This window comes from Microcoleus sp. PH2017_24_DOB_U_A, assembly GCF_020738205.1.
GTDB lineage: Bacteria > Cyanobacteriota > Cyanobacteriia > Cyanobacteriales > Microcoleaceae > Microcoleus.
This window is the reverse complement of record NZ_JAEQCT010000073.1, coordinates 1-22,947: the sequence shown is the minus strand read 5'-3', so window position 1 is coordinate 22,947 and position 22,947 is coordinate 1. Positions and strand designations below refer to the sequence as shown.

At 45.1% G+C, this 22,947-nt stretch carries 18 protein-coding genes and 3 pseudogenes; 15 read left to right on the top strand and 6 right to left on the bottom strand.

What is annotated here, in order from left to right:
* The first annotated feature begins 433 nt into the window (after window positions 1-433).
* The 6 genes and pseudogenes from JGK07_RS20945 to JGK07_RS33240 form a co-directional block, all read left to right on the top strand.
* Entirely contained in the window at window positions 434-946 is a 513-nt protein-coding gene (locus JGK07_RS20945; protein WP_293174185.1) for a hypothetical protein, read from the top strand.
* Between the two features lie 456 nt (window positions 947-1,402).
* Window positions 1,403-2,185 carry a DsbA family protein gene (locus tag JGK07_RS20940; protein WP_293174188.1) on the top strand — a complete coding sequence of 261 codons (783 nt, stop codon included), beginning with the start codon at window positions 1,403-1,405 and terminating at the stop codon, window positions 2,183-2,185.
* Between the two features lie 265 nt (window positions 2,186-2,450).
* Window positions 2,451-2,741, top strand: a complete 291-nt coding sequence (locus JGK07_RS20935) for a helix-turn-helix domain-containing protein (RefSeq protein WP_293197918.1) — start codon at window positions 2,451-2,453, stop codon at window positions 2,739-2,741.
* A gap of 255 nt (window positions 2,742-2,996) precedes the next feature.
* Window positions 2,997-3,953: pseudogene (locus JGK07_RS20930) on the top strand (ISAzo13 family transposase).
* Window positions 3,943-4,205 (top strand): annotated as a pseudogene (locus JGK07_RS33245) (hypothetical protein). The pseudogenes JGK07_RS20930 and JGK07_RS33245 overlap by 11 nt, the downstream one beginning before the upstream one ends.
* A gap of 40 nt (window positions 4,206-4,245) precedes the next feature.
* A pseudogene (locus JGK07_RS33240) lies at window positions 4,246-4,440 on the top strand (DUF5615 family PIN-like protein); the annotation flags it as partial.
* A 201-nt stretch (window positions 4,441-4,641) separates the two neighbouring features.
* Here the strand turns inward: JGK07_RS33240 and JGK07_RS20915 are convergent.
* Window positions 4,642-5,115, bottom strand: a complete 474-nt coding sequence (locus tag JGK07_RS20915; RefSeq protein WP_293174197.1) for a hypothetical protein — start codon at window positions 5,113-5,115, stop codon at window positions 4,642-4,644.
* A gap of 171 nt (window positions 5,116-5,286) precedes the next feature.
* Here JGK07_RS20915 and uvrB point away from each other — a divergent pair, with 171 nt between their 5' ends.
* Window positions 5,287-7,299 (top strand): excinuclease ABC subunit UvrB, encoded by a 2,013-nt coding sequence (gene uvrB, locus JGK07_RS20910; protein ID WP_293174200.1) that lies wholly within the window; start codon window positions 5,287-5,289, stop codon window positions 7,297-7,299.
* Window positions 7,300-7,375: 76 nt separating this feature from the next.
* On the top strand, window positions 7,376-7,699 hold the full coding sequence (locus JGK07_RS20905; protein ID WP_293174203.1) for a DUF4926 domain-containing protein: 324 nt from the start codon (window positions 7,376-7,378) through the stop codon (window positions 7,697-7,699).
* A 192-nt stretch (window positions 7,700-7,891) separates the two neighbouring features.
* Here the strand turns inward: JGK07_RS20905 and JGK07_RS20900 are convergent, their stop codons facing one another.
* The 4 genes from JGK07_RS20900 to JGK07_RS20885 form a co-directional block, all read right to left on the bottom strand.
* Window positions 7,892-8,260, bottom strand: coding sequence for a type II toxin-antitoxin system PemK/MazF family toxin (locus JGK07_RS20900; RefSeq protein WP_293174206.1), 369 nt, complete (start codon window positions 8,258-8,260; stop codon window positions 7,892-7,894).
* Between the two features lie 5 nt (window positions 8,261-8,265).
* Window positions 8,266-8,670, bottom strand: a complete 405-nt coding sequence (locus JGK07_RS20895; RefSeq protein WP_293189349.1) for a hypothetical protein — start codon at window positions 8,668-8,670, stop codon at window positions 8,266-8,268.
* Between the two features lie 89 nt (window positions 8,671-8,759).
* Complete coding sequence (locus JGK07_RS20890; RefSeq protein WP_293174212.1) at window positions 8,760-9,032, bottom strand: hypothetical protein; 273 nt, start codon at window positions 9,030-9,032, stop codon at window positions 8,760-8,762.
* A gap of 457 nt (window positions 9,033-9,489) precedes the next feature.
* On the bottom strand, window positions 9,490-10,014 hold the full coding sequence (locus JGK07_RS20885) for a hypothetical protein (RefSeq protein WP_293210409.1): 525 nt from the start codon (window positions 10,012-10,014) through the stop codon (window positions 9,490-9,492).
* A 259-nt stretch (window positions 10,015-10,273) separates the two neighbouring features.
* On the opposite strand from JGK07_RS20885, the gene JGK07_RS20880 reads away from it, so the two are divergent.
* Both JGK07_RS20880 and JGK07_RS20875 read left to right on the top strand, forming a co-directional pair.
* Window positions 10,274-11,140, top strand: coding sequence for a substrate-binding domain-containing protein (locus JGK07_RS20880; RefSeq protein WP_293174217.1), 867 nt, complete (start codon window positions 10,274-10,276; stop codon window positions 11,138-11,140).
* A 227-nt stretch (window positions 11,141-11,367) separates the two neighbouring features.
* Window positions 11,368-13,329, top strand: a complete 1,962-nt coding sequence (locus tag JGK07_RS20875; RefSeq protein ID WP_293197916.1) for an ATP-binding protein — start codon at window positions 11,368-11,370, stop codon at window positions 13,327-13,329.
* Window positions 13,330-13,766: 437 nt separating this feature from the next.
* Here the strand turns inward: JGK07_RS20875 and JGK07_RS20870 are convergent, their stop codons facing one another.
* Window positions 13,767-14,804 carry an NADP(H)-dependent aldo-keto reductase gene (locus tag JGK07_RS20870; protein ID WP_293197915.1) on the bottom strand — a complete coding sequence of 346 codons (1,038 nt, stop codon included), beginning with the start codon at window positions 14,802-14,804 and terminating at the stop codon, window positions 13,767-13,769.
* A gap of 195 nt (window positions 14,805-14,999) precedes the next feature.
* On the opposite strand from JGK07_RS20870, the gene JGK07_RS20865 reads away from it, so the two are divergent.
* From JGK07_RS20865 to JGK07_RS20845, 5 genes are all read left to right on the top strand, one after another.
* A complete protein-coding gene (locus JGK07_RS20865; RefSeq protein WP_293174226.1) occupies window positions 15,000-16,181 on the top strand; it encodes a DegT/DnrJ/EryC1/StrS aminotransferase family protein in 1,182 nt (393 codons plus the stop codon).
* A 405-nt stretch (window positions 16,182-16,586) separates the two neighbouring features.
* Window positions 16,587-17,462, top strand: a complete 876-nt coding sequence (crtB, locus tag JGK07_RS20860) for a cyanoexosortase B (protein WP_293174229.1) — start codon at window positions 16,587-16,589, stop codon at window positions 17,460-17,462.
* Window positions 17,462-18,172, top strand: a complete 711-nt coding sequence (locus JGK07_RS20855; protein WP_293174232.1) for a cyanoexosortase B system-associated protein — start codon at window positions 17,462-17,464, stop codon at window positions 18,170-18,172. Before crtB ends, JGK07_RS20855 begins: the two co-directional genes overlap by 1 nt.
* Before the next feature lie 131 nt (window positions 18,173-18,303).
* Window positions 18,304-19,887, top strand: coding sequence for a polysaccharide biosynthesis/export family protein (locus tag JGK07_RS20850; protein ID WP_293174235.1), 1,584 nt, complete (start codon window positions 18,304-18,306; stop codon window positions 19,885-19,887).
* 505 nt (window positions 19,888-20,392) lie between these two features.
* Entirely contained in the window at window positions 20,393-22,690 is a 2,298-nt protein-coding gene (locus JGK07_RS20845) for a tyrosine-protein kinase domain-containing protein (protein WP_293189342.1), read from the top strand.
* Window positions 22,691-22,947: the final 257 nt, after the last annotated feature.

Below are 22,947 nucleotides of genomic sequence, written 5' to 3'. Positions count from 1 at the left end.
TTATTTGTCATTAGCGCGAGCGTCCTCGCTCGCGAACGTTTGTGAGTTGTCATTAGGAACGAAAAGTTAATAACTTACACAAGTTTGTGGGATGGGCGTCCCGCCCGTCCAGAAAGAATGGGCTCTCCCGCCCATCCCACAAGAACAATAAAAATTGTAAGTTATTTAATTCTCATTCCTTAGCGCGAGCGTCCCCGCTCGCGAACGTTAATTTCCCAAATCAGGATTTAAGTGTTTTGGTTTATGCTTGTGACAAAAAACTGATTTTGACTGCCAAGTACGACCAGCAATCAAATCAGATTGAATACAAGTCTTGACTTGGTTAAAAAGCGGAATTTATAGCAGCGCGACGCTTTAATATTCCGCAGTTGTTTGAAGTCGAAGGAATCTCAATTTGAGACGGAACTGTTGTGTAGTTGGGAAAATAATTACCATGAGTAGCAGCGATAATTACAAGCGACAAATCATGAGCGATTTGGCTCAGGGCGATCGCGAAATGATGCCTGAGACAACTGGTGAAGAGTACGAAAATTTTGACGATTTTGCTCAGAGAACTTCCCCGGATCAGCGCAAACAATTATTCGGGCGTTCTTTTAATCACGAGTCTCTTCCGCCGGCACAGTTGGAACCGGAATTGCAAAAGGCGATCGCCCAAATCAAGCCGAACGAACTGGACGACGTGGCTCGGGAGTTCTTCAAGCAGTTGGACAAGAGAGGATTGAACGATCGCCAGTTGGAAAAGCAATTAGGACTTTCTACCCACCACGCGAGTCGCATGACTGCTGATGATGTTACCAAGCTTGCCTCGTTCACCTATCACAATCACCCGGATATTTTCCGAGAAGTGCTGGCAGAACAGCCTAGTTTGATGAAGTTTTTGGGAAATCCAGTGGTTGCGGGTATTTTGGGGATAGTTGCTGCTAAATGGCTCAACAGCCGGAAATGATTGAGGAAGGACTGAAGTCCTCACTACAAACCTTTAGAGATTGTTTGTAGCGAGGACTTCAGTCCTCTCTCATTTGATGAGGACTGAAGTCCTCACTACAAACTATTCGCTCGAATATCATACTAAATTTCGAGAGTTTAAATCTTAATTATGCCGCTGGTTGCTGTTAGGGTGAGTAGCGAGCATCTCATTTTTGCAAGAAGCGTTTTTTATTGTAGTGCTGTCCCCGCTCGCGTGTTTGTATAAACACGCGAGCGGGGACAGCACTATAAATGCAAAACTGAGATGCTCCCGGTTAGTAAAACCCACTGCCAATTGCCCACTCCGAATTTGCGATCGCCAATTGCTAATTATTGCTTAGATATAAAAATAGCTGCACAGCACTAAACTGCGGTACACCTGACACTCCGCAAAATTAAATGTAGGATTAAGTCTTGCCGTAAACCAGGAAAAAAGATGAACATATCCACTATTTGGCGAAAATTCCGCAGCCAGCAAGCCTTCTGCTTGGCTGCACTGCTTGCGGGTTGCCTTGTATTTATCGGTTGTTCCCCCGCCCAGTCAGCGGCTGGCAATTCAGTCGATCCCAAGTTTAAAGAGCAAGTCTTGCAGGTGATCCGCGAAAACCCCCAAGCAATTTTAGATTCGGTACAAGCGTATCAGCAACAGCAGCAGCAGTCTCTCAAAGCAGCGCAGGAGTCATTTTTCCAGGAGATGAAAACAAATCCCAAATCGGCGATCGGGGATTCTCCTAGCACGGGTTCGGCTTCGCAGCAGATTGTACTTTTAGAATTCTCTGACTTTCAATGTCCGTTTTGCGCGCGCGCTCACGATACCGTTAAGCAGTTTATGGCAAAACACCAGGACAAAGTTACTTTAGCTTACAAGCATTTTCCCTTGAGTTCAATTCACCCTCAAGCGCTACCAGCAGCTAAAGCAGCTTGGGCTGCACAACAGCAGGGAAAATTCTGGGAATATTACAGCGCTTTGTTTGAAGGGCAAAAACAGTTAGGCGAGGAATTTTACGGATCGATCGCCCAAAAGCTCAATCTCAAGTTAGATAAATTCAACAGCGATCGCAACAGCCCCGCCGCCGAAGCCGCGATTCAGAAAGACGTGCAACTGGCTCAAAAACTGGGAATCGAAGGCACTCCATTCTTTATTCTGAACGGCAAAACATTCTCCGGTGCGCTGGAGCTTTCTGAGATGGAAAAGATTCTCGCCAGTGTCTCCAAATAACAAGGTAAAAGATACGATAAACTTAGTTTTTCTGTCTTTTTCACTTTTTCGTTGCAATTTCAATTTGGAGTCGTTAAAGATGCATTCCCAGACTAAAGTCTGGGAACAATCAAAATTTAACTGATTAGCGGAATTCCCCATCCGTCTACACGGTGGGGATGGATAGCGCGGCTGTTGGAACTCCCCGATCCAACAGCCAATTAGCTTTGCCTTCCACCTAGAATATTTATTTACTGATTTAAGTTTTTCGTAGTAAGATAGAGACATGAAACACGCAGTCAAGGTACGAATTTATCCTAACGATGAGCAGCAAGTAGCGCTATCAAAAGCATTCGGCTGTGCCCGTTGGTTTTGGAATAATTCGTTAGCCATGACCAATCAACTTTATAAAGAAACTGGTAAAGGGGTATCCCAGGAAGGGAGAAACGACCGTCTACCTGCTCTCAAAAAAGAGTTTGGATGGTTGGCTGAACCTTATAGCCAAGTGTTGCAATCGGTGTCGCTAAACTTGTCTAGAGCGTTTATCAATTTCTTTGAGCGACGGGATAAGGAATGAAAATTTAATAACACAAGCAAGGTATAATAAACAAATGAGTGATTGCAAAGGATGTAACATTTCATTTTGTGGTCAAAACTCATCCTTAGGAATGAAAATTTAATAACACAAGCAAGGTATAATAAACAAATGAGTGATTACAAAGGATGTAACATTTCATTCTGGTGGTCAAAACTGATCCTTATTCGATGTTCACCTTCTTTGTTTCCCTAATAATTGGTTAGTTAATTTCCTTCATTTTGTTCAGGTAAATTTATGTATTACTCCTCTGAAATTACTGCTCAGATGCGGAAACTTTATCAATCTCTATCTGAAAAAGATCGACGAAGATATGCAGCAATAGAAGCCGAAAAACTTGGTTATGGTGGAATTAGTTACATATCCCGAATTTTGGCAGCAGACAGAAATACAATAGCCAAAGGCATTAAGGAATTAAAAAGTGAATCAGAGACTACTTTTGAGGGACACAGAATTCGTCAAAAAGGAGGAGGAAGAAAAACTAGCGAGTCTCTGATACCTGGCTTGAATGAAAGTTTTTTAGAAGTGTTAAAACATTATACAGCAGGCAGCCCAATGGATGAGAAAATTAAATGGACTAATCTCACTCAAGAAGAAATAGTTGAAGGTCTGAAAGTTCATGGCATAACAGTCAGTGTAACGGTTGTCAAAAAATTATTAAAAAAGCACGGATATGTGAAACGTTAAGCTCAAAAAAAAAAAAAAACAGGAATAACAAAGAATCGTAACGAACAATTTGAAAATCTTGCCAGAATCACTGAAGAGTATGAGTTACAGGGAAATCCTATCATTAGCATGGATACCAAAAAAAAGGAATTTATTGAAAATTTATATCGCTCAGGAACTCTGTATACTACCGAAACAGTTACCACACTTGACCATGACTTTTTCAGTTTGGCTGAGGGCAAAATAGTACCTCATGGAATTTATGATGTGCAACATAACCGAGGATATTTAACCCTAGGTATTAGTAAAGATACGAGTGAATTTGCTTGTGAATCGATTAAATCATGGTGGATAAATTACGGAATCTATCTCTACCCTCAAGCAAGTTCAATCTTGATTAAATGCGATGGAGGTGGCAGTAATAATTCTAATCACTATATCTTTAAATCGGATTTGCAAAAATTAGTCAACGTAGCTCCATATAGAAATCAGAATAGCACATTATCCTCCCTATACATTGGAGTATAATCCAATAGAGCATCGCTTATTTCCTCATGTAACGAGAGCTTGTCAAGGAGTGATTTTTACTTCTGTTGAGTTTGTCAAAGAGCTCATGAAAAAAACCCACACAAAACCGGACTTTCTGTGGTGGTAAATGTGCTTGATAAAATTTATAAAACTGGTAGAAAAGTAGCAGATGGATTTAAGAATACAATGAAAATTATTTTTGATGAATATTTGCCAAAATGGAATTACCGTGCTGTTCCGACAAATGAGTAGATAATGAAGTTATTAATTTTTCAGTCCTAAGGATAGGGATTTTGTTGATTTAGTAATTAGCCTTGGCAAACCGCCTCAAATTCTTTGGCTAACCTGTGGCAACATTACGAATAAAGATTTGCATCGTATTTTTACTCGTGCTTTTCCTGACGCAATTGAGCTATTTAATAATGGCGAAAATATTGTGGAAATTGGTAGGATAAAATATAGCCTTTCTCAAAAAGATGAGGTATGACAGACAGCTTACATAACCTCCCAGACAAAGAGGGCTCGCATCCCAACAACGTCCGCGAATCTTTCTGAGAACCGCTATAAATTACTTTCGAGTTTTCCAATTATCAATCTCCTTGGTCACAAACTTCTCTAAAAATGTGTTTTTAGTCATTAGTTAATAGAGTTAATAGTGAAAAACTAATAACTAATGACCAATGAATAATTAATCTAAAAATCCCATTAAGGTCGAGCTGTCGTCAATGTCGTTGGAAGCAATTGGCCGGTTGCCTCCCATGGTGGAGTAAACTTCATCAATGTGCAGATTGCTGATCGCAATAGGGCGCGCACCGGACATACTGAACATTTCGCTGACTTGCATGGCGCTGGAGCCGATCGGGCGTCTGCCGAGTGTAGCCACCACTTCAAAGTCGCTGGCTTCGATCGGGCGATTGCCTACAGTGCCGTAGGTTTCGCTGATGTGCAGGGTGCTAGCGCCGATCGGGCGATTCCCCGAGATCGAGACTGTCTCGCTGATGGTAAAATCGTTTGGGCCGACGGGGCGGTTGTCATGTAGGAGTTGCGGCTGATAAAGTTGAATGCCCGCTGATTTGGCTTCGCTGGCGGGTGGTAGGGCCTTGGTAGTGCCTTTGCCGCCGCGGGGGCTCGCTTTGACTTTGTCTTTGGGTGTGAGAGCCATAATTTTTTTTCCTTGCTGATTACTGGGTTCGGACAACTGCTTTTCTGGGCTTTCTGCTTTCTATTTGAACCGATAATTAAAATAATATTATAAAGTTTAACTATTTTCTTAACGAAATTGCAGAATCTCTGAATTTTTGTTAAAATTTATCGGTAATAGCGACATTTTCCTATGGTAACTGCGGCAGCATCTTTTCAATTGCAAGCGCCCTTCGATCCCACGGGCGACCAACCGCTAGCGATCGCCCAACTCGTCAAAGGCATCCAAGCGGGCGATCGATTTCAAACCTTACTCGGTGCCACAGGTACGGGCAAAACCTTCACCATTGCCTCGGCGATCGAAAAAATCGGTAGACCCACCTTAGTCTTAGCACACAACAAAACCCTGGCCGCTCAACTGTGCAACGAACTCCGCAATTTTTTCCCCAACAATGCAGTCGAATACTTTGTCAGTTATTACGACTACTACCAACCTGAAGCATACATCGCCGTCAGCGATACTTTTATTGAAAAAACCGCAGCAATTAACGATGAGATCGATATGCTGCGACACTCCGCCACGCGATCGCTCTTTGAACGCCGCGACGTAATTGTCGTAGCATCAATTAGCTGCATTTACGGTTTGGGAATGCCCGCAGAATACCTGAAAGCTGCTATCCCTTTGCAAGTAGGAATGGAAGTCAACCAGCGGCAAATATTGCGAGATTTAGTCAACGTCCAATACAGCCGCAACGACCTAGATTTAGGTAGAGGCAAATTTCGAGTCAAAGGCGATGTTGTAGAAATCGGCCCCGCCTACGAAGATCGAATTATTCGCGTCGAATTCTTCGGCGACGAAATCGATGCCATTCGCTACGTTGACCCCGTAACTGGTAAAATCATCCAAAGTACAACGGCTTTAAATATTTATCCTGCGCGCCACTTTGTGACTGCTGATGATAAATTAGAGGCAGCTTGCCAAGGAATAGAACTCGAATTAGAAGACAGGCTGCTAGCATTTGAAAAAGAAGGGAAACTATTAGAAGCGCAGCGGATAGAACAGCGCACTCGCTACGATTTGGAAATGCTGCGGGAAGTTGGATACTGTAACGGAGTAGAGAATTATTCGCGGCATTTAGCAGGCCGAAATGCCGGAGAACCGCCCGAATGTTTGATTGATTATTTTCCGAAAGATTGGATGTTGGTAGTAGATGAATCCCACGTCACAGTGCCGCAAATTCGGGGAATGTACAACGGCGACCAAGCGCGGAAAAAAGTATTGATCGAACATGGTTTTCGCTTGCCAAGTGCTGCTGACAACCGCCCTTTGAAAGCAGAGGAGTTCTGGGCAAAAGAGAATCAGTGCATCTTTGTTTCTGCGACTCCGGGGAATTGGGAAATGGAAATCTCGGAAGGGAGAGTTGCCGAGCAAGTAATTCGCCCTACGGGAGTCGTCGATCCGACAATTTTCGTGCGCCCGACGGAAGGACAAATTGACGATTTGTTGGGGGAAATTAAGCAGAGAGTCACTCGGGACGAGCGAGTTTTGGTGACGACTTTGACGAAGCGGATGGCGGAGGATTTAACTGAATATTTGCAGGAAAGGGCGATTAGAGTCCGGTATTTGCACTCGGAAATTCAGTCGATTCAACGCATCGAAATTATTCAAGATTTGCAGGATGGCAAGTTTGATGTGTTGATTGGCGTCAACTTGTTGCGGGAAGGTTTGGATTTGCCGGAAGTGTCGCTGGTGGTGATTTTGGATGCGGATAAAGAGGGGTTTTTGCGATCGGAACGTTCTTTGATTCAAACGATTGGGCGGGCGGCGCGCCACGTGCAGGGACAGGCTATTTTGTACGCGGATAATTTGACTGATAGTATGGTTAAGGCGATCGACGAAACGGATCGGCGCCGGGGGATTCAGCTAGCGTACAATAAGATGCACGGGATTACGCCGCAGCCGATCGCGAAAAAGCGATCGACTAATGCGATTCTGGCGTTTCTGGATGTGTCGCGCAAGCTGAACTCGCAGCAGTTGGAGGAGGTTTACGAACAGGTGGATGAGTTATCTTTGGACGAGATTCCTCAGTTAATCGGGCGGTTGGAGACGCAGATGAAGGCGGCGGCGAAGAAGTTGGAGTTTGAGGAGGCGGGTAAATTGCGCGATCGAATTAAGCATCTGCGGGATAAACTGTTAGGGCATTAGATATCGACCATATTTACCGTGGAACAGGCATCTTGCCTGTTCAAAATAGGCTTTTGATGTATATTAAACTCGGCGGTTGAAACCGCGTCTACACGAACAAAACCCGCCTTCGCGGGTTGAAGAATGGGGAGCAATGAGCAAATTTCAGTTATTCGATGCAGTATGTTTAACCGAAGCAGTCGCCCTCGGTGATGGCGAGATTGCACCGCCAGAAACAGCCGGGGCAATTGTTGAGGTATTCAAAAACGGTGAAGCCTATTTAGTCGAGTTATTTGGCGGATGGGTGAAAGCAGAAGTTGGCGGAGATTTTGTTACCGCAACTCAGGATGAACCAGAATCATTTATGGAAACGATAGGTGTTGAAACGGTTTATCCGCATCAGTTGCGATTATACAACTGACGCATGGGCCCAGAAACCGGGTTTTTGTGAAAATACTTCGTTGTGGCGAGTAAATTCGTTAAAAACCCGGTTTCTTTGTCGGAGTGCATAAATTCCGATCGACCTATTATATCGACCTATTATATAGATGAATGGGAAGGGCGATCGCATTAAGAATTTGCGCGATCGACTGTTAGGTTATTAATGGATAATTTAAAAGCCGAACATTAGCTTGAGTCCATTTGCGATCGGCTGATACTCTTCTGCGGTTAAACTGCCAAGATACCGCAATATTCGCCGGATATCTACAGTGCGTACTTGATCCAGCAATACTATCGAGTCGGCAGTTAGATTTCCCACTCCTGCCCGAAGACTTGGGTATAAAATTGGATTTTGTGCAGTCCAATCTCCTGATTGTCTGGTAATCGGCACAACAATCACAAGCTCAAAACGGATCGTACCTGTGTCGCTTGGGCTCCCCACTACTACAGCAGGGCGTCTTCCTTGTTGTTCGTGCAGTGCAGGCGTTTGAGGAGGGAAATCAACGAGTAAAATATCGCGGATGTTGAATGTATTAGTCACGCTTATTACTTTACCCTTTCGTCTTCAAGAATAACGGCACCTACTCCCGGTATATAGCGCACAGGTTGACCAAGTTTCATCGGATCTACATCTCCCCAATCATAGGGGGGAATTTCATTATCGACGAGGTAAAGTTGGCGCCAAGGCGATTTTGCCAATGCTTCCTCGGAAATGTCAGGAAAAAACATAAGCACTTCTGCGATACCGACTGGAAAACCATTGAGTTTGCTCAAGCCATCTATAATGGCGGCTAAGACGGATAAGTCTAGGTGGCTGAGGTTTTCTGCTTTTTCGATCAGTTGGTATACGGTTTCAGGATTGAGTGTTTCGCCGACAGCTTCGATTAAGTTTTCGGGGGTGAAGCCTCGACATTTCAAGTATTCGGCTAGTTGTAAGCGAATTGTACTCATGGGTTTAGTGGAGAAAGATTTTAGGGTGAAGGGCGATCGCCCTTTACCATTGTCTTATTTTTTGGATGGTAAGGGCGATCGGCTTTTTGTTAAATTCCTAGTCTATCCGTAACATATTCGCGATCGTGACAATCTGCGTGTGATGAACCATCGTTATCCCAAGGATTTGGCTGACAATCAAGTTCGTACTTCAAGTCATCTATTTCCTGTCGCTGTTCTTGGATAGTTTCGTCCTTGTCATCAAGCAGACTGCGGATACACTCTGCCCAAGCGGGGTTTAACTCCTCCAAAGCAGAGAAGATCGGAGTCAGGCTATGCTTGGCATACAATAGTCCATCTTGTGGGTTATAATTGTCGAACATATATTTCAAAAGTTGGGTTTAGTTGTGTGGGTCTGACGTTTACAGGTCAAATCAACTTAGCTACCTAGCTAAAACGAGGGCATTGTCTGAATTAGTAGTTCAGGCGGGCCTTTTTCGTATCAGGATAGGATTCGGTATTGCGAAAAATCCAAGATTGCAAAAAATACAAGACATTAGAGAGTTCTTATACTTGGCAATTTGAGGAGTTTTTGTCTTCTTTTGTCTTTTAAGACTTTAACACTGGCCAGCAGAATTGGCAACTATATTTTGTGCCGAATATCGATAAATATAAACCTCTCTACCTGATATCAGCGTCAATCCAATCTGGGAAATTTTCCCAATATTGGGAATAATGACTTGAAAGATTGTTGAGTTAGGTATGCTAAAGTTTAGATCGCTCCTCTATCCCATTTCCTCTGCGTCAAGGGCGATCGCCCAAAACACCACCAAAAACCAACTACTTGCTCAATACCACAGCATCCGTACTGCTAGCAAAAGCCGGATGAATAAACTCCTCCTTCTCGAACAGCGTGATGAAACCCTGATCTACAGCTAGCTGCATCACTTCCGTCAAAAATCCTCTGAGGGTATCTAATACTTGAGTGCGATCGCATTCAAACACCTTTTCCCAGCACGAAGTCCCAAACTCGATCCAAGTGCAGTTAATCTTATTGTCGATCGGTAGCAACATAATAGTAAACCAACTCTCACCAAAGTCTATTTCTATTGGTTTACCTTGCGATAGCTTCGCAATTTCCTTGGGAAAGTAATTGTCAATCATCATACAGACATCTGGATCTAAAAACACCTCTTTTTGAGCATCACCTATTTCTATGAAAACTTTATGGTTGTATTCAAAACAGAAACATCGCCATCCCATTTCAAAATGAGAAAGCTCTCCTAATGGATCTTCTGGAGGTTCTGCCCAGTCTTCTAAGAAACGCTCTCCTAATTTAAAATTAAATTTTTGACCGCTATTCATGGCTGCTACTCCTATGTTAGAACTTCGCGCTCTCCCGATTATGCAAAAGTATGAAAATATATGATATTCGATCGCACTTACAGATTTTTGCTCAAACGCTTCGACTATACACAAGTTTGTAAAGAATTTTTAAATAGATCGCCACTTTTCGGTATTTATGTTAGTGTAAGGCCAAGTCAGGGAAGCACAAAAAAATGATTGCTGTTTGGTTTGATGAAAAATTTAGCAAGCTGACAATATTACCCAATAATTGTATACTATGAAACGGAATTTATTAATCCTGACTTTAGGCGCGATCGCACTTTTTGGCTTGCCCAGTTGCTCAACAAACGCCAGTACCTCCACGGCTACAACGGTTGCAACGGCAGCAGCGCCAACTGATGCCTCGCTCAAAATCGGAGGTTCAAGCAGCACAATAGGTGTGATTCAGACGCTAGCGACTAATTATGAATCCACCTCCCAAAACACCAAAATTACTCAGTTAGAGCCGGGACAATCTGAAACAGTGATTGCAGGAGTCAAACAACAACTTATTGATATTGGTGCAATTTCTAAAACATTAAAGCCCGAGGAAAATGATGGCACATTAGAGTTTCGTGAAGTCGCCCACGATGCCCTTCTCGTTGCTACTCATCCCAGCGTCAAAGGGGTGAAAAACCTGACCACTAAAGACCTCAAAGCCATTTACAGCGGCACCTTGACCAACTGGAAAAAACTGGGCGGGCCCGATGCTAAGATTGTGGTACTCGATCGCCCAGAAGATGAATCTGCCAAACGCCTCCTCCGCAAACACTATCTCGGAAAAGATTTGAAGAGTTCACCGCAAGCAGTAGTGTTCCGCAAAGAAGGAGAATTAATCGAGGCGATTCAAAGCACTCCCTACAGCATCGGTACTTTTTCCCTGGCTTACGCCATTTCCCATAAACTACCCGTAAACCGTCTTAGTCTCAACAATGTTGAGCCTACAGCCGAAAATGTCAAAGCAGGCAAATATCAAATGGTACGCCCGATCGAAATTCTTTGGCATAAAAATGCTTCGGAGTCTACTCAAGGACTGATTAAATACATTTTTAGCCCGTCAGGAACCACTGCTTTGGAGAAGTCTGGGTTTGTTGTTAGTAAATAGCATCAACTTGAGCTGCGAACCTAGTGTCAGCTTACTGATGAGTTAACAATCTTCTCGATCCTTCTCTATCCAGCTTTGTTAAGAAGGGACTAGACGATCGATTCCCCCTTTTTAAGGAATATTTACTGGTATCGAGAGTGCGCGGTAAGCTAGATTTATTAAACAACTTGACGTTTAAATTGACACTACATGGTTTTAGCTACACTCAATCCTAGGTTGAAGTAGATATGTTACAGGGCTTCAGATATGTGCGACTCCCAATCTCAGTCAAGCTGTTGTCTCCTTTGTTGGTGGCATTCGTTAGCCTGTGGACTTTCGGAACCCTGGGCTTTGGTTATTTTGCCAGAAAGAACTTAGAACAAACGGCGCACAAGGAGATAGAAGATAGGGCTACTTTACTCCAACAAGATCTGAAGCAAAAGCAAGAATTGCTCTACTTAAAAGCTCGTTGGGTGAGCGAGGACAGGAATGTAATCAGGGCCGTTGCTGCGGGCGATCGCCCTTTATTGCTCCGTACCATGTTACCAATCCAGGCATCCTTAAAACTGGATTTGATCAGAATCGTAGACACAAATGGTGAACTCTTAGTATCTTCGCAGCAGGGAGCACTGACACAAGCAATATTAGAAGATACTGCCATCAATCGTGCGGCTCGTGCTGGACTAAGTTTATCGGGCATTCTGCTGGCAGAAAAAGGGGCTGTACCCTCCCTGGTGGGATTGATCTCGATCAAATCTTCTACACAAATTTTGGCTGGTTTGGTTGTGGGGGGTGCGATTGACGACGCACTACTTCAGCAAATTCGCGGTAACACATCCATGCACTTAGTTGCATTCCAGGGCGATCGCATAACTGCTTCTACTTTACAGCTTAATCGCGATCGACCCTGGCAAGCTCCCCAGCCTGAATCTCTACCTAAAGTCGCAAAGATTGCAGGCGAAAACTACTTGATTAAAACGATCGGGCTACCAGGATTCGATCGCGCAACCCTCAAAATCGCCGTACTCAAGTCTGTCATACAAACCGAACAAGCAGAACAAAAGTTGTGGTTTGTGGTGGGTGGCTTTGGGCTGCTGGGAAGTTTCCTGGTGACGGGAGTGACACTCTGGGGATTTCGCATCACCCAATCTCTGGGGCGTCGGATTCAAAGCCTAACCCAAGCAACCCAGCAATTAGCCCAAGGCGACTTAACGACTCGCATTCCAGTCAACAACGAAGATGAAGTGGGGATTCTGGCACAATCATTTAACGTTATGGCACAAGAGCTAACAAATCGCGATCGACAACTAAGCCAACAAATGCAGCAATTAGAAAGCACGCTGAAAGAATTGCATCGTACCCAGAGTCAGATGGTGCAGAGTGAAAAAATGTCAGCACTAGGGCAAATGGTAGCAGGCGTAGCCCATGAAATCAACAATCCAGTTAGCTTTATTCACGGCAACATCACATACGTCAATCAATATACACAAGAACTGCTGCGATTGCTCAATTCATATCAACAGCACTATCCGAACCCTCCCCAATCGCTGCAAACAGAACTAGATGATGTGGATCTAAATTTTCTGAGTGAAGATCTCACCAAGGTACTGCATTCGATGCAAGTAGGCTCCGATCGCATTCGGGAAATTGTAATTTCGCTCCGCAATTTTGCTCGCCTGGATCAAGCAGAATTGAAGTTTGTCAATCTGCATGAAGGCATTGATAACACATTAATGATTGTGCAACACCGCATCAAAGCGACAGCACAACACCCAACCATTGAGATCGTAAAACAATATGGCGATTTGCCGCAGGTAGAATGCTATGCAGGACAACTCAACCAAGTATTTATGAACCTGCTAGTAAATGCGATTGACGCCTTGGAGGAGAGCAACCGAGGGCGCAGTTTCGATCAGATTGCCACCAACCCGAACACGATCTGCATTACTACCTCTCGCACGGAACCAAATCAAGTGCAGATAGTGTTTGCCGATAATGGTGCAGGTATTCCAGAGAATGTGCGATCGCGCCTATTTGACCCTTTCTTCACCACCAAGCCAGTGGGAAAGGGAACCGGGTTAGGCTTATCTATTAGCTATCAGATAATTGCTGAAAAGCATGGCGGAAAATTATGGTGCGATACTGCACCAAACTGCGGCACAAAATTTATCATCGAGCTGCCAATATCGGGCAACCATCAAGTTCATTAGGGAAATAATTATAGCACTTATGGTGTAACATGAGTTACGCTTAGGTAATTGATAATTGGCAATTAGCAATTGCTCTGAAGGTCTGTAGTGAGGACTTTAGTCCGCATTCACCTGAGGAATAAAATCAAATCCGGTAGCATCCGAATTATGTAGTGCGAGCGTCTCGCTCGCGAGTGGATCGCGAGCGAGACGCTCGCACTGAACGATTCAAATATATAATTCCGATGCTACCGGAAACGATATAAAATCCGAACTAGCGAACCAATTTTAGGATGGCGATTCCAGCGAAAATGATATGATTTAACCTTAACAAAAACGGTTCGTATTGCCCTTCATTTTGTGTTTGGGCTGCGGACTGAAGTCCGCACTACGAACCTTACTGATTGCGGTCATTCGAGCGGAGGCTATATCACTTAACCGCAACCTACTAATAAGGATTACGGCGTGGGATTGGGATAATTCGCGTGTACCGAATTGATTTCTGCTACGATATCTCGATCGAGAGTCACCTCCAAACTGCTAAGATTTTCCTCAAGTTGTGCGATCGATGTTGCACCGATAATTGTGCTAGTTACGAACCAACGCGATCGCACATAAGCCAAAGCCATTTGCGCCGGACTCAAACCGTGCGATCGCGCAATCTCAACATAGGCTTTCACGGCATCGTTCAGATTAGTTTTATCGTAACGCTGACCGAATCCTGCGAATAAAGACAGTCGGGAATTTTCTGGGATTCCATTTAGATATTTACCCGTTAAAAGTCCGAATCCCAAAGGACTGTAAGCCATCAATCCCACATTTTTAAATCTGCAAGTTTCTGCCAAATTCATGTGAAAAGTCCGATTGCTCAAACTGAAAGCATTCTGAATCGAAATAACCTTCGGCAAATCGTGTTTTTCGGCTAATTCGCAAAACTCGCAAACTCCCCAAGGCGTTTCGTTGCTCAAACCCAAATAGCGAATTTTGCCAGCTTTAATTAAGTCAGCAAATACCTCTAATTGTTCCAAAATCGGTACGGTTTCGTGTTCTTGGGCGATGTCGTAATCTGGCGCACCAAATAGGGGCACGTAGCGATCGGGCCAGTGGATCTGATAGAGGTCGATGTAGTCTGTTTGCAGGCGCTTCAGGCTGTCGTTCAGGGCTTTTTCGACATTTGGGCGATCGATCTGATTTTTCCCTTCCCTAATCCACTTCAATCGAGTGCTTCTCCCCGCCACTTTAGTAGCTATAATGACTTTATCCCGCTGCTGTCGCGCCAACCATTCGCCGATATATTCCTCGGTTTTGCCCTGAGTTTCGGGTTTTCCCGGCACCGGATACATTTCTGCCGTATCGATAAAGTTGATGCCTCGGGCGATCGCAAAATCGAGCTGTTCAGCCGCTTCTGCAACCGTATTCTGCTGGCCGTAAGTCATCGTACCCAAACAGATTTCAGATACTAATAAGTCGCTGTTACCTAGTTTTTTGTATTCCACGATCTCAATTGCCGAAAAATTATCTAATTCTATCTTACCGAAAAACCTTGATTTAATATACAGCTCAGAAAAGTGAGATCGGCTTTCTCCTCTATTCCTCTTTTTCTCTGCGATCTCTGCGCCCTCTGCGGTTAAAAAAAATAAAATATCTCCGCAATTAAGTGCTAATATAAATAATTACTCTCCCTCCGATGTATGAGCAGTCGCCAGCCAAAAGTTCCATTTGTAAACCTTTACCTGCAACACCAACCAATCGAATCTCAAATAGCAGCAACACTTGCAACAATTATCCAGCACGGAGACTTTATTTTAGGTGAAGCACTGGCAGAATTTGAAACAGCCTTTGCAGCAGCTTCTGGAGTAAAATACGGCGTAGGAGTGGCTTGTGGAACTGATGCGATCGCCCTTGGACTCCAAGCTTGTGGCATCCATCCGGGCGACGAAATCATCCTCCCAGCCAACACATTTATCGCTACTATAATTGGTGTGATTCAAGCCAAAGCAGTACCTATTCTGGTAGATTGTGACCCGGAAACCGCCCTGATTGACCTCACAGCAGCCGAAACAGCAGTCAGCTCAAAAACTAAAGCAATTATCCCCGTACACCTCTACGGTCAAATGGTATCGCCTAGGGAAGTTTTAGATTTTGCTAGCCGCCACAAATTAATGATATTTGAAGATGCGGCACAAGCCCATTTAGCCGAAAGAGAAGGATACCGTGCAGGTTCCTTTGGTAAAGCAGCAGCATTCAGCTTTTATCCCAGCAAAAACCTCGGCTGTTTTGGCGATGGTGGGATGTTAATTACTAACGATGCAGAAATCGCACAAAAAATGCGAACTCTCCGCAATTACGGAGCACCCAGCAAATATTTGCACGCAGAAATCGGCACCAACAGCCGCCTCGATAATTTGCAAGCCGCCGTGCTCAATTTGAAATTGCCTTACTTGGAAAAATGGAATCGCGATCGCACCGACGCCGCTCAATACTACAATACTCTACTAGAACCCCTGAAACCCAAAGGCATTGTACCGATCGCCAATCACAGCGGCACAGGTCACATTTATCACCTCTACGTAATCCAGATTACTGACAAAAGCCCGTTACGGAAGCCCTCCCCTACGGGGGCTACGCCAACGAAGAGGATCGCCCGCAACACCCTTCAGGAACATCTCACCCGAGAAGGCATCCAAACAGGCATCCACTATCCCGTACCTTGCCACCTGCAACCAGCCTACCAAAACTTAGGCAATCCGGGCGACTTCCCCCACACCGAAACCCTGTGCGAACAAATTTTATCCTTGCCAATGTATCCCGGATTGAGCAATACTCAGATCGAGCAGGTTGTAAGGGCGATCGAGAAATCAGTTGACAGTTGACAGTTGACAGTTGACAGTAGGAAGAGTTGACAGTTGACAGAAGAAAGACGCAATACTGAAGGAAGACGCAATACTCTAGATGGAAGAAGACATATAGCGGTTATCACAAACATGAGGTACGTTGTTGGGCTTGGGCCCTCTTAGTTTAACTGGTTGTATAAGCTGTCAGTCATACCTCATCTTTTTGAAAAAGGCTATATACAGTAAACTGTTTAGCGATCGGTATTTTACCTTTAATTAAGTTAATTTACTTAATTGTTTATAAAAGTTATGGTGAGGATGTTGCAAGCCATAGAGTAGAAATCTCAAAGCGTTGGAGTTGGGAATTAACAAATCTTTAACTCACCGTTCAAAATCGCTTTCGCGTTGCGAATCCAGCGCGGCCATGTCAAAACTTCTCAAACCATGCAAATCCAGCGCCGAATTCGCATTGTTCTCAAGCGATACCTCATGGGGGAAGGTATCACGGTACTCCTAGTGCTGCTTTACGCCCCCCTGCTAGTACACTGGTACGACGGCTGGTTCAACAAAAACATCAGCATCGAACACGAATATTTCAGCCACGGAATAATTGGTTTACCCTACGCCGCTTATATTGCTTGGACAAACCGAAACTGCTGGCGGCGCTTAGGCGACTCGCCACATCCTTTGGGAAGCTTTTTGCTGTTAATAGCAACGCTTTTTTATCTGAGTCGCTTAAGCGATTTGGTGAATTTATCTCTACCACTAATGCTAGCCAGTATTTGCTTGTCTTTAAAAGGATTTTCCGGCTTAAAATTGCAAGCAATGCCGCTTTTGTTCGTATTTTTTGCCTCGCCAAATCACATTCCTTACCTCATAGAACCCTACGCCTTGCCGTTACAGCACTTCATTGCTCAAGTATCAGGCTGGATCTTAATTAAAGTCGGTCTGAACGTGAGAATCGAAGAAATTTATCTGTACGTAAACGATCGCATTGTCGAAGTCGCCCCTCACTGTGCAGGCTTAAAAATGCTGTTTACCAGTCTTTATGTCAGCTTAATTTTGATAGATTGGACGGGAGTTTGGAGTTCCCAAAAAAGAAGCATTTTGTTTTTAGTGGCCACATCTATCATTAGCATCACTTCCAACATTCTCCGCAACACTTTGCTGACTTACTTTCACGGAACCGACAGAGAGAGACTTTTTACTTGGTTGCACGCCGGATGGGGCGGAGACTTGTATTCTGCTTGTATACTAGGCTTATTGGTACTTCTCATCAACGGGATGGAAAAGTATTTCCCAAGCCAGCCTGCCGATTAATGAAACAAATGATTTCAGCACGGAAACTACTGCGGCGCTACCAAGTATCTAAAATTGTGGTACTGGTGTTTTTGCTGGTACTGGTTGCGGGAGTAGCAATTCCTGGCTACGCGACGGGAAGGTGGCCTTGGACAAATCCGCCAACAGTTACAAACCTCAAGCAGTTAAAAAGTTTGCGCCAACACGGGATGACACTTCCTGACTGGGAGGTGATCCGCATCCAGAATAACCTTCAAATTGGCGGACACAGATGGTTAGTTGAAGAAATTAAAAATCATCAAACAATTGCCATTTTATTGCTAATGCCTCAAAATTCCCCCAAAAACCAGCCGCAAGTAGAATGGCTAGATATTGATGGATTTCACCGGTGGCAAACAGATTCTCATCGCACTTTGAGGTTTACAGTTAAATTAGCGCCAACATCCGACAAGCCCTCACCTACTATCGAGACGAGGTTTTTCCGAAGCTGGACTTCTCAACAAACTTTTGCTGTCGTGCAGTGGTACGCTTGGCCTAATGGGGGTTCTCCAGCAACCAGCCGCTGGTTTTGGGAAGATAGCATTGCGAGGCTGTCGAACCGCCGCGCCTCTTGGGTTGCTGTCAGTATCATAGTTCCCATCCAACCGCAGGGCGATATTAAGATAGTTGAACCGCTGCTGGAATCTCTGGGCCAAAGTGTTCAGACTCAATTAATGGCAGAAATTTTCTGAGTTTAATCAAGAGGGCGATTGAAATCGCTTCTACACAAACAAAGACCGCCTCCGCGGGCTAGAAGAATCAAGAGGAAAAGTTAAACGAATTTGGTATCAAGAGTAGATATTTATAGTTGAGAATTGCGGAGATGAAACTTAAAAAACAGCGAAACATTGAAAATATTACCCTTTTTTATTATTTCAAAATGCCGGATAAATTCATAATTAGAAATCGCGTCGCTTTTTCCTTGGCTGGCCTGTATTCAAGTGCTTGGACTCTATCTTTCGCTGCTGTATTGTGGGGCTTTAACGGCAAGGTTTTTTCAGAAACGGCTTTAGCCCAATCTGTTGTTCCTAGTTCTGAGCGACTTGTGCCGCCACAGCCACTGCGCGTACCGCCACCGCCACCTACTAATTTCAACAGGGAAATTAACCCAGCTTTTCGGAATCGGCCGTACCGCCTGGGCCCGGGAGACCAGATTTCCGTTCAAGTTCAGCGCTTTCCAGAGCTAAATTTTACGGGTGCAATCAGCCCTGAAGGGGTAATTGTACTGCCGCTAATCGGCACAGTAAATGTGCGCGGCCTTACCGTCGAAGAAGCACAGCAGCGCCTCCGCGAGCGCTTTACTCAATTTATCAAAAATCCTCAAGTCTCGGCTGCTTTGCTCGTTCAGCGCCCGGTAGTGGTGACGGTGACGGGGGAAGTGGCCAGGCCTGGTTTTTATCCGCTGCAAACTCCGCAGCTTCCGGCGGCTTTGGCTGCTGCTGCTGGGACGACTCCGACGGCTGAACTGCGGGCGGTGCGGGTGCGGCGGACTTTGCCGGGTGGTGCTGTGGCTGAGCAAGTTGTTGATATTTTGACGCCGCTGCAAACTGGTATTGCTCCGCCGGATTTGCGTTTGGAAGATGGAGATGCGATCGTCGTACCGTATAAACAGGTTACAGCCGATCGCAAGTCCGATCGAGATTTAGCATCCAGATACAGCCTAGCCGCTGCCGCTGTCCCCGTTCAAATCACAGTCACCGGAGAAGTCAGCAAACCTGGTTTTTACACGCTTCCGGCGGGTTCAGGTCGAATTTCCGCCGCTTTGACGATTGCGGGGGGAGTCACGGGAAAAGCCGATTTACGAGCCGTGCGAGTGCGACGGACGCTGGTGGATGGCTCCTCGGTGGAGCAACCCCTCGACCTCTACACTCCCTTAGCAAAGGCTAACGATTTGTTTGATTTTCCTTTGGCCTCGGGAGATGTGATTGTCATCCCAGAATTGGACGCTAGTATCAAAAACCTAGACTACGACAAAGCTTTGGTGGCGCGTTCTACGCTGATGAAGCCCAAGATCTACGTTCGAGTTTTGAGTTACGCTAGTGGTAGTTTGACCTCGTTTTACCTAGAAAATGGCAGCAAGTTTTTGGATGCTATCAACAACTTGCCTGTGAATCTGGCTGATTTGCGGAAAATGGCCTTGATCCGGTTCGACCAAAAGCAAGGTAGAGCAATCAACCGCAAGATAGATGCAAAAGCTGCTTTGGAGGGCAATGTTTCTCAGAACCCGATGCTGGAAGATAATGATGTGATTGTGATTGGTCGGAATCTGGTAGAGCGTATTGGTTATGTTCTCAATACCTTTACTCGACCATTCCGGGATACTTTGGGATTTATTCTGTTTTTTGAGCAGTTGAGAAATGGGGTAAACAATCTGTTTGGGCCATCCAACAACAATAATAATAGGTAGTTAGTGGTTAGTTGTTAGTGGTTAGTTGTTAGTGGTTAGTTGTTAGTTGTTGTTAGTTGTTGGTTGTTGGTTGTTAGTTGGTAGGGGCTGTACCCCGTGCCAGCCCTCAGTTGTAAGTTGTCAGTTGTCATTAGTCAGCAGTGCTGTCCCCGATCGCAAAAATCAGTCATTGGTCATTGGTCATTCAGTAGGTTGTTACACATAAACACGCTTAGGGAGAGGCGGTTTTGTACTCGTAAACTCGCTTCTATCAAAGACTGTTAGCTAAACCCGCCGAGACAAGATACTACAGCGGTTCTCAAAAAAATGAGGTATGCCCTGTTTGCCCAATGCCCTGTTGGCCCAATGCCCTGTTTGCCCTGTTTGCCAATGCCCTATTATGCACGTCTGGTACCTCAGATGGGAGCTCAAAAGGCTATAGTTTTTTTTCCATCACCTACTTAGTTAGGATTTATAGTTAGCAATTCTTCAATCTAAAATCTAAAATCTAAAATCTAAAATAGTTATGACTTTATCAGTTGTCAAACGTTATTTGATTGCTTTTGACCAATACAAGTGGGTGGGACTAGCCACTCTTGCGGTGACTGTGGGCGTGTCCGGAGTAGTTGCCGTGCAGCCAAATCAGGCGCCGGTTTACGTTGCTAAAGGTACGCTGGCCTACAGCAAGCCGACCGTGATTTTTTCATCAACCACTACCAAGATTCAACAGGAAGGACAAGAAATAACTAAAGATAAGTTGCTCAATCAACAGGTCATCCAAGCAGCCGCCAAAAAACTCATTAAAGCAGAAAACAAATTAAATAAACAAGCAGCAGAACTAAATTCAGAAGAATTGAACGAAAAAGTAAAAATATTGACTAAAAAGCTGAAAGACGGCGTGGAGATCAAGATGCCGACCAAGAGTAATGACCCCAGTGCTTTGATTCAAGTATCGTACAAAAATGCCGATCGCCAAAAAGCAGAAAAGCGAGCAGAGGCGTTGATGAACGAAATGGTGATTTACAGCGAAAATTCTAATAATTTCAGCGTCCGAAAAACGATCGCCCAAATTAACCAACGCTTGCCGAAAGTAACTCAGGAACTCAGAGAGGTGGAAGCAAAACTTGAATCCTACGAAAAACGAGAAGAAACTTCTATTTTAGCAGTTCAGAGCGGTACTTTGCCGCAAGCGATTATCGCCACCGAACAGCAGCAGCGGCAACTCCGGGTGCAGTTGGGAGCAATAGTAGCTCAAATTAAAAGCTTGCAGGAACGCTTGGGATTGAATGGAGAGCAAGCTTACGTGGCTCAAGCACTGTCTGCCGATCCAATTATTGCACAACTGCGAGTGCAACTGTTTTCGATCGAATCTCAGCTCAAAATTCTGCGTAGCGACTTGCAGGAGGAACACCCGAAAATTGTGGAATTGCTCAAACAAAAACAAGCTTTTGAGCAGCAGTTACAGCAGCGACAATCGGAGGTGCTCGGGGGGAACGGGGTGGCGGCTCCACTCAGAAGTGCCGATCGAATTCGGATAGACTCTTCTTTAGACCCGGCGAGACAGCAGCTAGCTCAAAGTTTGATTGCTTTACAAACGCAGCGGGATGTGGTGCAAGAACAACTCAAAGGAGTAGAGAACACTGAACGACAATTGCGCCAGGAATACGCGAAAATCCCCAACAAGCAGTTAGAACAAGCGCGGTTAGCCCAGCAAGTGGCGCTGAAAAAAGCTCTCTACGATAAGATGCAGGCGGCTTTGGTAGATGCTGAGGCGGCGAGAGCTGAGACAACGGGGAGTTTGACAGTCGCCCAGCCTCCCAAAATTGATGACGTTCCGCCAAACAAGAAAGGTTTGCCGGTGATGCTGGCGGTGGGCGGATTTGTGGGATTGCTGCTGGGCGGCGGGTTCATATTTTTGTTGGGAATGCTCAACGGGAAGTTTTACAGTTGGGAAGAAGTGCGGGCGGCTTTGGTGGAAAAAGAGGTGCCAATACTGGCTGTTTTGCCTGAAGTGATTGTGTTTGATTCCTATGGGGAGGAGATGCCGCTGGCTTTGGAACCCAATTCGCCTTATTTAGAGTTTTACGAGCGGTTGCGGACTAATTTACGCCGAATTGGCGAAAAGCCTGTAAAAGTGGTGTTGCTGACTTCGGCGGCGCCTTTGGAGGGAAAGAGTTTTAGTGCTTACAATTTGGCAATTGCGTCGGCTCGATCGGGTAAACGGACTTTGTTAATTGAAGCAGATTTGCGATCGGGTTCTAATGTGGAATCTTTGAAAATAGCTGCGGATCCTCTGGCGGCGGTGGAACCTTTGCACTATTACGGCAATATGAGCGAGTGCGTTTTGTTGGTTCCAGAGGTAGAGAACCTATATGTCGTGCCGAGTCCGGGCAGTTTGCGGCAGGCTTCGGCGGTACTGGAATCGAGCGAAATGCGGAGGTTGTTTGAGGATGTTCGCAATCGCTTTGATTTTGTGGTAGTGGATTCTCCGGCGTTGAGCGAGTGCAACGACGCGCTGACGCTGGAACCCTATACGGACGGTATAATTTTGGTGGCGCGGGCTGGTTATACTCTGGCGAGTATGTTGTCTGAGGCTGCGGATCAGTTGCTGGAATCTGATGATGAGGATTCGCACAAATCGGGGCCGCGGCTGTTGGGGGCGATTATTAATGGTGCTGATATTGCGGTGAAGTACCGCAATGATATTGATGAATTCGAGTTGCCTTTGAGTGCTGTGAGCGATGGGGCGATCGAAGTGCGATCGAGGCAATTACCGCAGCAGTCAAAGTCAAAAAACAAAGCTATTAATAGTAAATTTAACTAATGCAGGCTACTTGATTAAACTTGAATTGCATTCGGGAGCATCTCAGTTTTGCATTTGTTGTGCTGTCCCCGATCGCGAGTATCATACACCTCCCGAGCGGGGACAGCACTGTAAAAAAAATGTTTTTTGCAGTTTGAAATTGCGATCGAGAGAGGTACGTAGTTGCGCTTCAGCGCTCTTGGCCGGCAGGTAGGTAGTTGCGCTTCAGCGCTCTTGGCCGGCAGGTAGGTAGTTGCGCTTCAGCGCTCTTGGCCGGC